The following is a 15,275-nucleotide window of genomic DNA, read 5'->3' as shown; positions in this document are numbered from 1 at the left end:
CTGACAACATTTCCATACATTGAGGCATTCGCTCAGTACGGTGATTATTGTCAGATTCGTTGGCAATAGTCTATCGCAAAAGCGTTGACTACATTAATTAATTATTTGGTTCCGAATAAACGATCTCCAGCATCCCCTAATCCTGGAAGAATGTATCCATGCTCATTTAATCGTTCATCTAATGCTGCTGCATAAATGTCGATTTCAGGATGTGCGCTACGTAAGGTTTCTACTCCTTCTGGGGCAGCTACTAAGCAACAAAACTTAATAGAGTTAGGCTGTGCACCACGTTTAAGTAATGCATCAATTGCTGCAACAGCACTTCCCCCTGTAGCTAGCATTGGATCTACGACAAACAACTGTCTTTCAGAAATATCTGAAGGCAATTTCACGAAATATTCTACAGGTTGCAAAGTATCATGATCGCGGTACATACCAACGTGACCAATTTTAGCAGCTGGAATTAGTTCTAGAATTCCATCTACCATTCCTAAACCAGCACGAAGGATTGGAATAATTGCTACTTTTTTACCAGCTAATGTTTTTAATGTTGTTTTAACAAGAGGAGTTTCGATTTCTACATCTTCAAGAGGTAAATCTCTAGAAACCTCATAAGCCATTAGCATTGAAATTTCGTTTACAACTTCGCGGAATACTTTTGTTCCACAATCTTTTTGACGAATCATTGTTAATTTATGTTGAATTAACGGATGATCAAGTACGTGAAATTTTCCCATTTGTCATTCTCCTTCCAATACATTAGTGTCACTTCTGTTATTTTACCTAAAAAACTAGTAAATTTCTAGTATCAGTTTGAAAACTTTTAATTATTTTCATAAATAGTAACAAACCTTTACATCAAGTTGTTTATGCATACAGTTTGAAAGTTTCAGTCAATTGTTTTACTTCTTGACGGACACTATTTAACACTTCTTTATTTTCAGGATTTGTTAATGTTGTAAGGATTAACTCTGCTACTTTCTTCGCAGCAGCTTCATCAAAGCCACGAGTAGTAATAGCTGCCGTTCCGACACGAATCCCACTTGTTTTAACAGGTGGTAATGTATCAAAAGGAATGGCATTTTTATTGACAGTAATTCCCACTGTATCGAGTAATTCTTGCGCTTCTTTACCGTTTAACCCAGTTCCTTTAATATCGAGGAGTAATAGATGATTATCTGTTCCGCCTGAAATCGCACGAATGGCTGTTCCTTCAAAAACTTGTGCCATTGCTTTAGCATTCTTCACAACTTGCTCGATATACTCACCAAAAGCTGGTTGAAGGGCTTCATGGAAAGCAACTGCTTTACCAGCAATCACGTGTTCTAACGGTCCACCTTGGATTCCAGGGAAGATGGCGCTATTTAGTTTCTTGCCAAATTCTTCTTTTGCTAAAATTAAGCCGCCACGTGGTCCACGTAATGTTTTATGTGTTGTTGATGTTACTACGTCAGCATAAGGTACTGGACTTTGATGGGCTCCTTTGGCGACTAAACCAGCAATATGCGCCATATCCACCATAAAATAAGCTCCAACTTCTTTAGCGATCTCGCCAATGCGTTTGAAGTCAATTTCTCGTGGGTACGCTGAAGCTCCAGCCACGATTAATTGTGGTTTTTCTTCTTTAGCAATACGTTCTAATTCATCGTAATCGATTGTTTCTGTTTCTGGACTTACTCCATAAGAAACAAAATGATAATCTTGTCCAGAGAAGTTTACCCCCATTCCGTGAGTCAAGTGACCACCATGGTTTAAGTCCATCCCTAAAATCTTATCGCCTTTCTTTACTAAAGCACGATACGCAGCCATATTTGCTTGAGAACCTGAATGAGGTTGAACATTGGCATATTCAGCTCCAAACAATTCTTTTACGCGATCAATCGCTAGTTGTTCGATGACATCGACGTACTCACATCCGCCATAGTAACGACGTCCTGGATATCCTTCTGCATACTTATTCGTTAGAATACTTCCTTGTGCACGTAAAACTCCTTCTGATACGAAGTTTTCTGATGCAATCAATTCAATCCCCTGTTGCTGACGATGAAGTTCTTTTTCAATCGTCTCAAAGATGATTTTATCTTCTGTAAATTGACTCATTCAACTACCCCTTTCTATTCTTACTTTCCTATTTTATCACATTATCGTTTTTTGTAGAAAATCTATGATTTTTCCTAAAGGACGGTGGATGCCGCTTTTTTCAAACGGTTCATATACGCGATTCCAACGCCCTCTTCTGGCGCGCTCTGAGCTAAAATTATATCTAACCCCAAATGATCTAATGTTCGAAGTGCATCAAATAACGAGCGATTCATAGCATCCACGTTCGTACCCATCTTGTAAATACCTTTCACACTACTTTCAAGCGCATCTACAATTGCATTTTGAGCCATGATACCGACTGTCTTCCCATTATTTTGAGCTTCTTGGATAGCTTTTGTGAAGGACTCTACTGTCCCTTCTAGAACCAACACTGGTGTTTGGGGGGCGTAATGACGATATTTCATCCCTGGAGATTTCGGTACTTCACGCTCTCCAGTTTTTGTGGTGACAGAAGACTGAATAGGCCCAATAACCGATTCAATCTGCTCTTTTGTTATCACGCCCGGTCTTAAGATAACCGGTCCCTCTTCGTTTGTTAAGTCAATTACCGTTGACTCTACACCGACAGTGGAGGAGCCTCCATCTACAATTCCACGGATACGACCATTCATATCTTCAAATACATGTTCTATTTTTGTTGGACTTGGCTTCGTTGATAGGTTCGCACTTGGTCCCACGAGAGGAATACCCACTTTTGTGATTAATTCTAATGTCAATGGATGATTAGGCATACGAAATGAAACCGTTGGAAGTCCAGCTGATAAAGCCGGTGCATAAATTCCTGGTTTTGCCTTTAGAATCATCGTCAGTGGTCCAGGCCAAAAAGCCTTCGCTAAGGTTAGCGCAATTTCAGGGACTTCTTCTACAGTAGAAGTCATCTGATGGATATCACTAATATGAACAATCAGTGGATTATCACTTGGACGTCCTTTGGCTTTAAACACCTTTAAAACAGCTTCTTGACTTGTTGCGATTGCTCCTAATCCATATACCGTTTCCGTTGGAAAAGAAACAATTTCACCTTGTTGCAAAGCTTTAGCTGCAACATCTAAGTTTTCTTTTGTAAAAATTTGTGTTTCCATTACTGCGCCTCCTTTCCACTCACAATAATCATTCGGTCCATACCTGCAATATCTTTATGAATTGTTACTTCTCTATTTAGACAAGCTTCCCTAAAGATTCGTTGTACACTTGTCCCTTGGTTAAATCCAATCTCGAAAAAGGCATGCCCACTATCCGTTAAAAACTCCTCTAATCGATTAGCAATCTTTTCGTAAATCGCAAGTCCCTCATTTTCAGCAAATAACGCTTGAGACGGTTCATACCGTCGCACTGATTCATCCATTAATGCTTCTTCTGAATAAGCGATATAGGGTGGATTACTAATAATACACTCAAACTTTTCAGGTGGTACGTTACTGAATACATCGCTGTAAAACAATTCAGTTTGAAGATTGAACTTATCTCGATTCTTTTGAGCAACAATGAGTGCTTCCTCTGAAATATCGCACCCCTTATAATGATGTCGCCCAACAAGTCTTTCCAGACTTAAAATAATACAGCCCGTTCCGACGCCAATTTCTAGGACATTCCCAACTGGACACTGTTCTAAAAACGACTGGACCTTTAATACAAGCTCTTCTGTTTCTGGACGAGGAATTAAGGTATCCTTAGTAACGATAAATTCTTCCCCTAGAAACTCAGCAACTCCAGTAATTTGCTGCAATGGTTCAAACTTGCTTAAGCGCAACAACTCAGGTTCCAAGTCCTCGAAAGTCACTGAGGCCTCTTGTCGTAAATTCAACAGAAATTGCGACAGGGTCCATTGATTCTTGAATAGCATTAATTCTCTAACTAGGTTCTGGCATTCTTTAAGCCCTATATTCGGTTGTTTCTCTTCTAAAAAACAAGAAGCCCTTATGAGGACTTCTTGGTTCGTTGGATTAGTTGTTTCCATTATTTAATTGCTCCAATTTTTCTGTGTGATCATAAAGAATTAAAGCGTCGACAATTTCATCAATTTTTCCAGCTAACACTTGGTCTAACTTTTGAAGTGTTAAACCAATACGGTGGTCTGTAACACGGTTTTGTGGGAAGTTGTACGTACGAATACGTTCTGAACGGTCCCCAGTACCAACTGCAGACTTACGGTTTGCATCATATTCAGATTGGGCTTCTTGAGAAATCTTGTCGTATACACGCGCACGTAATACTTTCATTGCTTTCTCACGGTTCTTTAGTTGCGAACGTTCATCTTGCATTGCAACAACAATTCCTGTTGGCAAGTGAGTTAAACGTACGGCAGATGCAGTTTTATTAACGTGCTGTCCGCCGGCACCTGATGCATGGTAAATATCCACACGAATATCTTTATCTTCTAATTCAATTTCTACTTCTTCTGCTTCAGGCATTACAACGACTGTAGCTGTTGAAGTATGCACACGTCCTTGAGATTCAGTTGATGGAACACGTTGTACACGGTGCGCACCAGATTCATATTTTAATTTAGAGAATACATTATCCCCTGTAATCATTAAAATAACTTCTTTATATCCACCGATACCTGTAACGTTGGCATCCATCACTTCTACACGCCAGCCTTGTGACTCTGCATATTTTTGATACATATTCAAAAGGTCTCCGGCAAAGAGTGCAGCTTCGTCTCCACCAGCAGCTCCGCGAATTTCCATGATGATGTTTTTACCATCATTTGGGTCTTCTGGTAAAAGTAAAAATTTGATTTTATCTTCTAATTCTACTTTTTCTTTTTTGAGGGAGCTTAGTTCTTCTTTCGCCATTTCTGCCATTTCGGCATCTAAGCTTTCACCAAGCATTTCCTCTGTGTCGCTAATTTCTTCAACCACTTGTTGATAACGTTTAAAGGTTTCTACTTTTGGGCGTAAATTCGCTTCTTCTTTTGTTAGTTCCATGAAGCGTTTTGTATCGCCGATAACTTCCGGGTCACTTAATAGTTCTGAAAGTTCATCGTACCGAATAATAAAACTATCTAATTGATCGAACATACTTTTCTCCTTTTTCTTCTCTTATAAGCGTTCTTCACCAGGATGGTTATAGTGATAACGACAAACTGGATAATAAGCATCATTACCCCCAATTTGGATTTGTTCTCCCGTATACACTGGTACACCATCCACTACACGCATATTCATACTTGCTTTTTTATGACAATACCAACAAATCGTTTTTATTTCTTCGATTTTATCAGCATAAAGTAATAAGTATTTAGAACCTTCAAATAATTCGTTTTGAAAATCATTCTTAAGTCCAAATGCCATTACTGGAATATTTAATTCGTCAACAATTCGAGCGAGTTCAAGAATGTGATGTTTTGATAAGAATTGAGATTCATCAATCAAAATACAATAAGGTTTTACAGCTTGCCCTTCGACAATTTCGTAAATAGGTGTCTCTTCAAAAATTGGAATTGCTTCACGACGAACACCGATACGGCTAGATACATAGCCAACTTGATCACGATCATCTATTGCACTCGTAAATAATAAAACAGGCTTATTCTGTTCCTCATAATTATGAGCAACCTTTAAAATTTCAATGGATTTACCACTATTCATTGCACCATATTTAAAAAATAATTGTGCCACTTTCTATTCCTCCAATTGATAAACTATACCTTTAATATCTTACGATAAACTGCTACGTTTGTGCAAAGAAAAACCGTTTCTTATAAGCACATTACCCTTAATAAATTTGCATGGTATTTAAAAAGTTTTTTTAAACCACTTTTGATTAAAGTATGCTACAATAGTGAAGAATCTATAGGAAAGGATCGTCAAAATTGAATATAAGAACACAAGTTGCTTTAGGAGCAGGGAAATTCACTAGATGGGCTCTTAAAACTTTTACAAAAGGTGGCAGTAGCATGCCAGGAAAAGTGGCACATGCTATTGATCCTACAATTTTAAAATCCCTAGCGGAGAACTACGATGTGATTATCGTCAGCGGAACAAACGGAAAGACATTAACAACTTCCCTTATCGTTCAACTTTTAAAACAAAAATATCCTAATATTTTAACAAACCCAACTGGAGCAAATCTAACTCAAGGGATTGTATCTACTTTTTTAAATCATTCTCCTAAAAAGGGTGAAAAGAACATTGCTGTTCTAGAGGTGGATGAAGCTACGATTAAGCATATCACTCCTTATATCGAACCTAAACTATTTGTGTTTACGAATATTTTTCGCGACCAAATGGATCGATTTGGTGAGATATATTCAACTTATCAATTTATGTTAGACGGAGCGGCTTTTGCTCCATCTGCAACCATTCTTGCAAATGGAGATGCGCCAATATTTAATAGTGACGAATTACCTAATCCACGTCTATATTTTGGATTTAATCATACTGAAGATAGTGAAATGATGGCTCACTACAATACAGATGGTGTTCTTTGTCCTCACTGCCAATCTATCTTGCATTATAAGAGTATTACTTATAGCAACCTTGGTAAATACTATTGTCCAAAATGCGACTTCAAACGTCCTGAATTGAATTATGCAGTCACTGCTTTAAATGAATTGTCTTTAACAGGTTCTTCATTTGATATTGACGGTACAACTTTCTCAATTCCAATTGCTGGACTATATAATATTTATAATGCCTTAGCTGCATACTCTGCTGCAAAATTCTTTGGCCTTTCTACGGAAGAAATCCAAGAAGGCTTCTCTAAAGCTCAGCGCGTATTCGGTCGTCAAGAAACCTTTGCCGTTGAAGATAAAGAAGTGATGTTGAACTTAATTAAAAACCCAGTTGGATTTAACCAAATCGTTCAGCTACTAAGTTATGAAAAAGAACCCTTCAGTTTAGGTGTTCTCTTAAATGATAACCCTGCAGATGGTCAAGATGTCAGTTGGATTTGGGATGGCGATTTCGAAGGCTTACATGCTTTGAATGCAGTCGATACAGCCATTAGTGGTATCCGTGTGGAAGACCTCGGTGTACGTATGGAAGTTGCCGGTTTTGAAAATATCAAAGTCTTTAAAACAAATGCAGAATTAATCGATTGGATTCGCAAAGCGCCAACGAAGAAAGTCAATGTACTAGCAACTTATACTGCTCTACTCGACTTACGTAAAGACTTTGCTAAAGAAGGATACCTTAAGGAAGGGATGAACGGATGAAATTAAGAATCTGTCATTTATACGGAAACCTAATGAACACATACGGTGATAATGGAAACTTACTCATGTTACAACACCGTGCAAAAAAATTAGGATACGAAGTCGAAACTACTCTTATTAGCTTAGAAGAAGACTTTAATCCAGAAGAATTTGATATCGTAATGTTTGGCGGTGGTCAAGATTATGAACAAACTGTTGTTGCAAAAGATCTTCAAAACAAAAAAGATACTTTAATCGAGTATATTGAAGATGATGGAGTTGTCGTAGCTATTTGCGGTGGCTTCCAATTATTAGGCCGTTATTACGTAAATGCTAGTGGCGAACGTCTCAATGGGATTAGTGCTATCGACGTTTGCACTAACGGTCAATTTCCAAATCGTTTAATTGGTGATGTTGAAATCTTTAACGAAGAATTTGGAGAAACGTATTTAGGATACGAGAATCATATTGGTAGAACTTACTTAGGTAAAAATATGAAACCTCTTGGAAAAGTAGTAAAAGGGTTTGGAAATAATGAAGAAGATCATGCGGAAGGTTGTCACTACAAAAACGTGTTTTGCTCTTATTTCCACGGACCAATTCTCGTTAGAAATCAACACCTTGCAGATCGAATTATTCAAACGGCCGCTCAAAGAAGACATGCAAAAAATGCATAACAAAAACCTCTATTCAACAAATTTGTTGAATAGAGGTTTTTCAATATACTACTCTAATTCTGCTAACTGAGGATTCAGTTGAATGTTGCGTCCTTCTTTTTTCCATTGTCTAAATTCTGCTGCAGCTGTAAATAATACATCTGTAGAAGAATTCAATGCAGTCTCACAAGAATCTTGTAGAACGCCGATAATAAAACCGACACCTACAACTTGCATAGCGATATCATTAGAAATTCCAAATAAACTACATGCTACAGGGATTAATAATAATGATCCACCTGTGACACCAGATGCCCCACAAGCAGCAATTGTTGATAACACACTAAGTACTAATGCTGTTAGAAAATCAACTTGAATTCCTAAAGTATTTACTGCTGCTAAAGTTAATACTGTGATCGTAATTGCAGCCCCCGCCATATTAATCGTTGCCCCTAGTGGGATTGATACAGAATAACTATCTTCGTCCAATCCTAAATCTTTACAGAGTTGCATATTTACTGGAATATTTGCTGCAGAGCTACGAACAAAGAAAGCAGTTACTCCGCTTTCTTTTAAACAGCGTAAAACAAGCGGAAATGGATTTTCTTTGATCATAAAGAATACGATGATTGGATTCATAACAAAAGCTACAAAAAACATGCTTCCAATCAGTACTAATATTAAACTACCATAATTCGCAAATACCCCTACTCCATTTTCTGAGACAGTTGTATATACTAACCCCATTATTCCAATAGGTGCAAAACTAATTACTAACTTCACTACATGACTAGTTGCATCTGATACTTGCTTTAAAAGATTCTTCATAGGTTCGTCCGCTCTTCTAAATGCCATTCCAAATAGAACTGCCCAAGATAATATTCCAATATAATTTGCAGAAACTAATGCATTTACCGGGTTATCTACTAATTTAAGAACTAAAGTTTCCAATACTGCAGCGATTCCTTGCGGTGCAGTGACTTCTGTCGTACTTTCTGCAAGAGTCATTGTTATAGGAAATGCAAAGCTTGCAATTACTCCAACTAAAGCAGCTCCAAAAGTTCCAAATAAATAGAGAAGAACGATTGACTTCATATTTGTTTCATGACCTTCTTTATGTTGAGCTAAAGCACTCATTACGATAAAAAATACTAGCAAAGGCGCAATTGCTTTTAATGCATTTACAAAGACAGTTCCTAAGATTCCAACGACTGTTAAAGAAGGAACAAAAATTCCTAAAAAAATGCCAATTCCCATTCCAATTACGATTCGATTAATTAAACTGAGCTTACTCAGTCTCTCTACAATGTTGTTCATATATTTCCTCTATTCTCTTTCTCATATGGCATCTATCTTACACAAGTTTATAGCTTTCTGTCAAAAGATATCCACATATCAAAAACATTTGTTCACAAATGGGATACACTGTTTTGTTTTTATATTTGTCAGATAGAATAGTCTTAGTATAGTTTTTATACTTAAAATCAAACTAAAACTCAAAAGAGAATAACGTTTAACTAGCCAATCCATTGAATTGAAAATAAATAAGTTATAATGGCACTCATACTTATAAAAGGTGTAAATGGAATTTTATTACTGCGCTCTTTTAGTCTAAAGAAAAAATGCAAAAAACAACAAAATACTCCTCCACATACAAAAGAAAGCAATCCTACAAAAATAATCTGGGTTGGAGAAAAAATGATTCCTAATGTTGTTAAGAAATAAACATCTCCCATTCCAAAAGCTTCTTCTTTCCAAATGAAGTGCCCCAAACTCTTAATAATCCCATAAAACAAGAATCCAATTATCATTGAAAAAAATCGTTCTTCCCATGTCTGAGAACTAAGTAATATTTCAAAAAGTAATAGCAATAAAAGTACTCTTAAATCAACTTCATAGGAATCAATATCCATCAATGCGATTAATACTAAAAAAGAACAAAAAAAGAATCCTAAAATATCTAGCGGACCTTTTAATAGAGCTACCAAAATAAATAATAAAGAGACGAATACTTCAATAAAATAATAACGTCCTCCAATTTTATGATGGCAGTAGCGACAACATCCTCTAAGATAAAGATAAGAGAAAATTGGAATTAAATCCCAAAAGTGAAGAATATGTCCACAACTTGGACAATGAGATCTTGTAGATATAAAATTTTCTCCATTGTTTAGTCGAACACTAACAACATTGATAAAACTTCCAATAGAAGCACCTATTAGTGCAATGAAAATATAAAGCATAAAAAACCTCCCTTACTTAACAATACGTTTTGTAAGAGAGATTCGGAAGTTTATTCTTCAATCTGTACTTCTTCAACTTTATCATTGTAGTACAGACCAGAGTATTCCTTATACCACGCAAAGAAATGCGTAATGAATACTTTAACCACTGCATAGACTGGGACAGCTATTAATAACCCAACAAGTCCAAACATCTTTCCAGCAGCCAGTAAAATAATCAAAATTGTTACAGGATGCATTTTTAACGATGATCCTAAAATTAAAGGTTGTAAAACACGACTTTCAATTAATTGTTCAATAACAAAAACCAAAAATACGTGGAGTGCTAGAGTAGGATTGGTAACAAAACCGATAATTAAAGCTGGCGTCAACCCAATTATAGATCCTAAATAAGGAATAATTGTTAGAAGACCTGCTATCATCCCTATAGTAACTCCGTAAGGTAATCCAATAAGCGTATATCCTATGATATAAGTAAATCCAACACAGATAGCAACTGTAATTTGTCCACGGATATAAGAACTCACTTGTTGATTCATTTCATTTAACATCACACTAATCTTGTGTTGAGATCGTGTTGGAAACATTCTAGTCACAAATGGAATCACTTTATTTCCGTCTTTGAGAAGGTAATAAAGAATTACTGGCATTGTCATTATCGTAATTACGATATCCCCAATAATTCCTACAACACTACCTATACCGCTAAAAGTAAAATTCAAAATTCCATTTAATCGTTCTGTAATTGATTGAATAAAATCAGTGTTAATCTTGTTGAATTGCTCTTGAATCGTTTCAAAGAAGCCAGTCTGCATGAATTTTTCAACTTGCTCACTAATAATTTGATAATAGTATGGTAGTTGTGATACTAAATCTAATAATTGCTTTTGAATAATTGGAACGAGGCTGGTAATAATCATAATAAAAATAACAATTACGCCAACCATTACTAATAAAATAGCAATTCCCTTTGGAACCTTTTTATTCAGCAAATAATCATAAATCGGTTTTACTAAATAATAAATTACTGCTCCACAAGCAACAGGAACTCCAATTGCCGAAATAAAGTCTTTTAACGGATTAAATAAATAAGACGTTTGAGAAAATAAAATTAAATTAATGAGTAGTAATGATAAGATTAAAAGACCGCTCACTAGCTGATTATCTAAAAACCATCTCCAAAACCATGTCTTTCCTTGGTTTTCTGGTTTATTATCCATAAGATTCCTCCTTATCACATTTTCCTCTAGTGTATCATATTTTCTCCGTCTATGATTAACATTTGATTAGATTTTAGAAAAAATTGTATAATTATTTTATCTTGTGACATGGAGGAAATCTCATGAAAGAAAAATTTTATTTAGGAACTTATACCAAAAGAGAAAGTAAAGGTGTTTACTCTGTAATTTTGAATAAAGAGACTGAACAATTAGAAAACCTGACTTTAGAAGCAGCACTAGAAAATCCAACCTACTTATATTATTCAAAAGAGAATCATCTACTTTTTGCAGTTGGAAAAGAGCACAAGGATGCAGGAGTCACTGCAAACCTTACCCTCACCTCTCCAGTCAAACGTTTATCATCATTCTACGATCAACAAGCCGTTCCTTGCTATATCCGATATAATGAGCGTTCGCATGATTTACTAACTGCAAACTATCACGGAGGTTTTGTAGAACTATACCATTATGATAATAAAAATCATTCGATTTCTTTTGTCGATAAAAAAGTGCATTCAGGATCTAGCATTCATGAAAATCAAACAGCTCCACATGTTCACTATACAGATTACACTCCAGATGAAAAATGGATTGTGGTATGTGACTTAGGAATCGATACTGTATTTACATATAAACGTACAGCAGAAGGCTTAGAAGAAGTCGCACAGTATAAGACAAAAGTTGGCAGTGGTCCTCGTCACCTTGCATTCCATCCAACACTTCCTATTGCTTATCTGATTTGCGAACTAGACGCAACTGTAGAAGTACTCTCTTACAATAACAAAAATGGAACTTTTAGAAACTTAGACAAGATAGCATTAACAACTGAAGACCAACAAGCTTGGGGAGGCGCTATTCATCTCACCCGCGACGGACGTTTTGTTTATGCCTCAAACCGAGGCTTTGACGCGTTATACACTTTCTCAGTAGATGCATCAAGCGGATTACTCACTCTCGTACAAACAATCGAAAGTTATGGTTCGGTGCCTCGTGATTTCCACTTAAGTAATGATGAAGCTTATGTCGTTGTTGGACACCAAGAATCAGACAACTTAACGCTATTTAAACGCGACTTAGAAACTGGTGAACTCACACTTCTTCAAAAAGACTTCTACGCTCCTGAAGTGGTTTGTGTCGTTCCGCAATAGTAATCAATTTTAAGTCTCTTCTTTTTTTGAAGAGACTTTCTTCTTTATTGTGGTAATCCTTGCCAGAAAGCAGTATAATCGTTGTTAGCAGACTTTATAAAGGAGTGGAAAAATGCTTAATCTTATAGAGATTATTAAAACTATTATTTTAGGAATTATCGAAGGCGTTACTGAATGGCTACCAATTAGTAGTACAGGTCATTTAATTTTAGTGAACGAGATTATTCAATTAGACGTTTCTGCTAAATTCCTAGAGATGTTTAATGTTGTCATTCAACTTGGTGCCATATTGGCGGTTGTCCTTGTTTATTTCAACAAATTAAATCCATTTGCAAAAAATAAGAAACGTAAAGAATTCATTGAAACCATTGATCTTTGGAAGAAAGTGATTATCGGATGTATCCCAGCCGTTATTCTAGGATTCATTTTAAATGACTTTATGGATGAATATTTTAATAAACCAATCATTATCGCACTTGCTTTAATTGTATACGGGGTTGCTTTCATTTACATCGAAAGACAACACAAAAATGTCGAGCCGAAAATTAAAAGCTTTAAAGAGTTAGACATTTTGACGGCTATTAAAATTGGACTTTTCCAATGTTTAGCTCTTGTACCAGGTACTAGCCGTTCTGGATCAACCATCCTTGGTGGTTTACTTGTTGGAACAAGTCGTTCAATCGCTACTGAATTTTCATTCTTCATGGGGATTCCAATTATGTTTGGTGCTAGTGGATTAAAACTATTAAAATTTGGATTCCACTATTCATTTGCTGAATTTATTATTTTAGTAGTTGGATCAGTTGTTTCATTTGTTGTTTCACTATTCGTAATTAAATTCTTATTAAAATACATCAAACAACACGATTTCCAAGCGTTTGGTTGGTACCGAATTGCACTCGGAATTATTGTTCTTGGAAGTCTATTCTTTAAATAAAGTAAAAGCTGGATTTACTCCAGCTTTTTATTTTTTGCAAAAAACAGGTATAATGAATATATTCAAATTAGAAAGAAGGATACTATGTCATTACTTTTTGTCGGAATTGGTGGAGCGATTGGGGCAATTCTACGTTATTTACTATCTCAACTTCCTTTCCAACATGAATTTCCATTAAAAACACTACTAATTAATTTATTAGGATCGCTTGCCATCGGATATTTAAGTGCTAAATTCCAACAGGGACATTGGTTCGAAGGAGATCAGTGGCTTTTAATTACTGGAGTCTGTGGTGGATTTACTACTTTTTCAACATTCAGTTTAGAATCCCTTCAGTTAATCCAAAATGGTAATACTCCCCTTGCGATTCTTTATATGATTGTAAGTCTAATTGGAGGTCTCTGTTGTGTGGGAATCGGATTTTTTCTTGGTAATTCTTCATTTTAAATTAGCAATTTTTTAAAAATCAGTTTACAATAGAATAAAGAACAAGAACGGAGGTCTTTTTATGACGAAAAAAGGGGTAACTTTATATTTTATGCGACATGGAGAAACCGTCTTTAACCGCTACAATTTAATGCAAGGATGGTCTGATACTCCTCTAACAAAAGAAGGTCGCCTTGATGCTATTCGTTCTGGTTTAGGAATGCGAGATGTTCATTTTGACGCCGTCTATACTAGTGACTTGCGTAGAACCGTTGAAACTGCCCAACTATTTCTTAAAAACCATCCCAACCGTGATAACCTCACTATTGAAATGATGCCAGAATTTCGCGAAGTTTTCTTTGGAAGCTTAGAAGGAAAATCTGCGAACGACTTATGGAGCGAGTTGTATAAAAAACTTCAAAGAAACTTTGACGACTTAGGTGGAAGAAATATCCAAGAAGAACTTAATGGTCTGAAAGAGCTGGACCCTGATCACCTTGGGGAAAACTTTATGGAGTTTTGGTTACGTGTTGAAAAAGGACTTCTAAAAGTAGTGAATCAACACAGAGATACGAATCATAATGTATTGATTGTCAGCCACGGCATGACTATTCGAAATATGCTTCATGAATTAATTCCAGACTTTCAATTATCAGAACTTATTGGAAATGCTTCATTGAACATTGTTGAATATTCTGAAGGGAAATTTAACTTAAAGGCATTAAACCAAACGAATCACTTTGCTCTCCGTAAAGAAGCAAAAGACGATGAATTTAGTTTCATTCCAATAAAAATGCGTGATTATTAAAGAATTGCATGTCATTTAAAACTTTGTTACAATAGGAACCTAGGGAATTCCCTAGGTTTTTACTTTTATACGGGGTCGTTACGGATTCGACAGGTATAGGTTGAGCTTTCAATGCATTCCGTAGGTTACGTCTACGTAAAAACGTTACAGTTAAATATAACTGACAAACAACAAACAAACACTTTAGCTTTCGCAGCTTAATAACTGCTTGCTAAGATCTGTCCGGCATCGCCCATGTGCTCGGGTCCAGGTCCTATAATCAGTGGGATACGATTCACTTTTCCGTCTGTCTAAGTGAATAAGAGATTATCAGGCTAGCTTAAGATGATGCTTGTTTATCAGCTAAACAGTAGCGAAACTTAAATAGATAAACTATGAATGTAGATTTGATTGTGTCGATATACTTGGACAGGGGTTCAACTCCCCTCGGCTCCATATTTAACGTTTCATAACGTTTCCTATCGTTTCAAAGTGTTGTAAAATCAATGTTTACGCTTACTGCTAAATCGTACAATAGTATAAAATTGAGTACAAAATGAGTACAAAAAAAGCGAGCTATCACTGATATGTACCCAGATTCCTGGACACATTAAT

15 protein-coding genes and 1 other RNA gene are annotated in these 15,275 nt (G+C 36.0%); 7 read left to right on the top strand and 9 right to left on the bottom strand.

Features of this window, described 5'->3' with window-relative positions; translation table 11 throughout:
- Positions 1 to 101 precede the first annotated feature (101 nt).
- The 6 genes from upp to HMPREF3103_RS01600 all read right to left on the bottom strand — a co-directional run bounded on the left by upp (position 102) and on the right by HMPREF3103_RS01600 (position 5,726).
- Positions 102 to 737 (bottom strand): uracil phosphoribosyltransferase, encoded by a 636-nt coding sequence (upp, locus tag HMPREF3103_RS01625; protein ID WP_049555860.1) that lies wholly within the window; start codon positions 735 to 737, stop codon positions 102 to 104.
- A gap of 130 nt (positions 738 to 867) precedes the next feature.
- Positions 868 to 2,100 carry a serine hydroxymethyltransferase gene (gene glyA, locus HMPREF3103_RS01620; RefSeq protein ID WP_070436990.1) on the bottom strand — a complete coding sequence of 411 codons (1,233 nt, stop codon included), beginning with the start codon at positions 2,098 to 2,100 and terminating at the stop codon, positions 868 to 870.
- Between the two features lie 74 nt (positions 2,101 to 2,174).
- A complete protein-coding gene (locus HMPREF3103_RS01615) occupies positions 2,175 to 3,185 on the bottom strand; it encodes an L-threonylcarbamoyladenylate synthase (RefSeq protein ID WP_070436989.1) in 1,011 nt (336 codons plus the stop codon).
- Complete coding sequence (gene prmC, locus HMPREF3103_RS01610; protein ID WP_070436988.1) at positions 3,185 to 4,060, bottom strand: peptide chain release factor N(5)-glutamine methyltransferase; 876 nt, start codon at positions 4,058 to 4,060, stop codon at positions 3,185 to 3,187. Before prmC ends, HMPREF3103_RS01615 begins: the two co-directional genes overlap by 1 nt.
- The gene (prfA, locus tag HMPREF3103_RS01605; RefSeq protein ID WP_070436987.1) at positions 4,047 to 5,126 is read right to left on the bottom strand and encodes a peptide chain release factor 1; all 1,080 of its coding nucleotides are present in this window, start codon (positions 5,124 to 5,126) and stop codon (positions 4,047 to 4,049) included. Before prfA ends, prmC begins: the two co-directional genes overlap by 14 nt.
- A 21-nt stretch (positions 5,127 to 5,147) precedes the next feature.
- Complete coding sequence (locus HMPREF3103_RS01600; protein ID WP_005604870.1) at positions 5,148 to 5,726, bottom strand: thymidine kinase; 579 nt, start codon at positions 5,724 to 5,726, stop codon at positions 5,148 to 5,150.
- A gap of 194 nt (positions 5,727 to 5,920) precedes the next feature.
- Here HMPREF3103_RS01600 and HMPREF3103_RS01595 point away from each other — a divergent pair, with 194 nt between their 5' ends.
- Positions 5,921 to 7,264 carry a Mur ligase family protein gene (locus tag HMPREF3103_RS01595; protein ID WP_070436986.1) on the top strand — a complete coding sequence of 448 codons (1,344 nt, stop codon included), beginning with the start codon at positions 5,921 to 5,923 and terminating at the stop codon, positions 7,262 to 7,264.
- Positions 7,261 to 7,920: a type 1 glutamine amidotransferase gene (locus HMPREF3103_RS01590; protein ID WP_005604865.1), complete on the top strand. Its 660-nt coding sequence runs from the start codon at positions 7,261 to 7,263 to the stop codon at positions 7,918 to 7,920. Before HMPREF3103_RS01595 ends, HMPREF3103_RS01590 begins: the two co-directional genes overlap by 4 nt.
- A 48-nt stretch (positions 7,921 to 7,968) precedes the next feature.
- Here HMPREF3103_RS01590 and sstT read toward each other — a convergent pair whose 3' ends face one another.
- The 3 genes from sstT to HMPREF3103_RS01575 form a co-directional block, all read right to left on the bottom strand.
- Entirely contained in the window at positions 7,969 to 9,216 is a 1,248-nt protein-coding gene (sstT, locus tag HMPREF3103_RS01585; RefSeq protein WP_005604863.1) for a serine/threonine transporter SstT, read from the bottom strand.
- Positions 9,217 to 9,416: 200 nt separating this feature from the next.
- Positions 9,417 to 10,142: a prepilin peptidase gene (locus HMPREF3103_RS01580; RefSeq protein ID WP_070436985.1), complete on the bottom strand. Its 726-nt coding sequence runs from the start codon at positions 10,140 to 10,142 to the stop codon at positions 9,417 to 9,419.
- Between the two features lie 50 nt (positions 10,143 to 10,192).
- Positions 10,193 to 11,362 carry an AI-2E family transporter gene (locus HMPREF3103_RS01575; RefSeq protein ID WP_005604860.1) on the bottom strand — a complete coding sequence of 390 codons (1,170 nt, stop codon included), beginning with the start codon at positions 11,360 to 11,362 and terminating at the stop codon, positions 10,193 to 10,195.
- A 122-nt stretch (positions 11,363 to 11,484) separates the two neighbouring features.
- On the opposite strand from HMPREF3103_RS01575, the gene HMPREF3103_RS01570 reads away from it, so the two are divergent.
- The 5 genes from HMPREF3103_RS01570 to ssrA all read left to right on the top strand — a co-directional run bounded on the left by HMPREF3103_RS01570 (position 11,485) and on the right by ssrA (position 15,119).
- The gene (locus HMPREF3103_RS01570; protein WP_070436984.1) at positions 11,485 to 12,510 is read left to right on the top strand and encodes a lactonase family protein; all 1,026 of its coding nucleotides are present in this window, start codon (positions 11,485 to 11,487) and stop codon (positions 12,508 to 12,510) included.
- Positions 12,511 to 12,622: 112 nt separating this feature from the next.
- A complete protein-coding gene (locus tag HMPREF3103_RS01565; protein ID WP_070436983.1) occupies positions 12,623 to 13,447 on the top strand; it encodes an undecaprenyl-diphosphate phosphatase in 825 nt (274 codons plus the stop codon).
- A gap of 84 nt (positions 13,448 to 13,531) precedes the next feature.
- Positions 13,532 to 13,894, top strand: a complete 363-nt coding sequence (gene crcB, locus HMPREF3103_RS01560) for a fluoride efflux transporter CrcB (RefSeq protein WP_049555868.1) — start codon at positions 13,532 to 13,534, stop codon at positions 13,892 to 13,894.
- Between the two features lie 61 nt (positions 13,895 to 13,955).
- Entirely contained in the window at positions 13,956 to 14,681 is a 726-nt protein-coding gene (locus HMPREF3103_RS01555; protein ID WP_005604852.1) for a histidine phosphatase family protein, read from the top strand.
- Between the two features lie 71 nt (positions 14,682 to 14,752).
- Positions 14,753 to 15,119, top strand: a transfer-messenger RNA (tmRNA) gene (ssrA, locus tag HMPREF3103_RS01550).
- Positions 15,120 to 15,275: the final 156 nt, after the last annotated feature.

The sequence above is a fragment of the Granulicatella sp. HMSC30F09 genome (assembly GCF_001806915.1).
Taxonomy (GTDB): domain Bacteria; phylum Bacillota; class Bacilli; order Lactobacillales; family Aerococcaceae; genus Granulicatella; species Granulicatella adiacens.
This window is presented reverse-complemented; position numbering and strand designations above follow the sequence as displayed.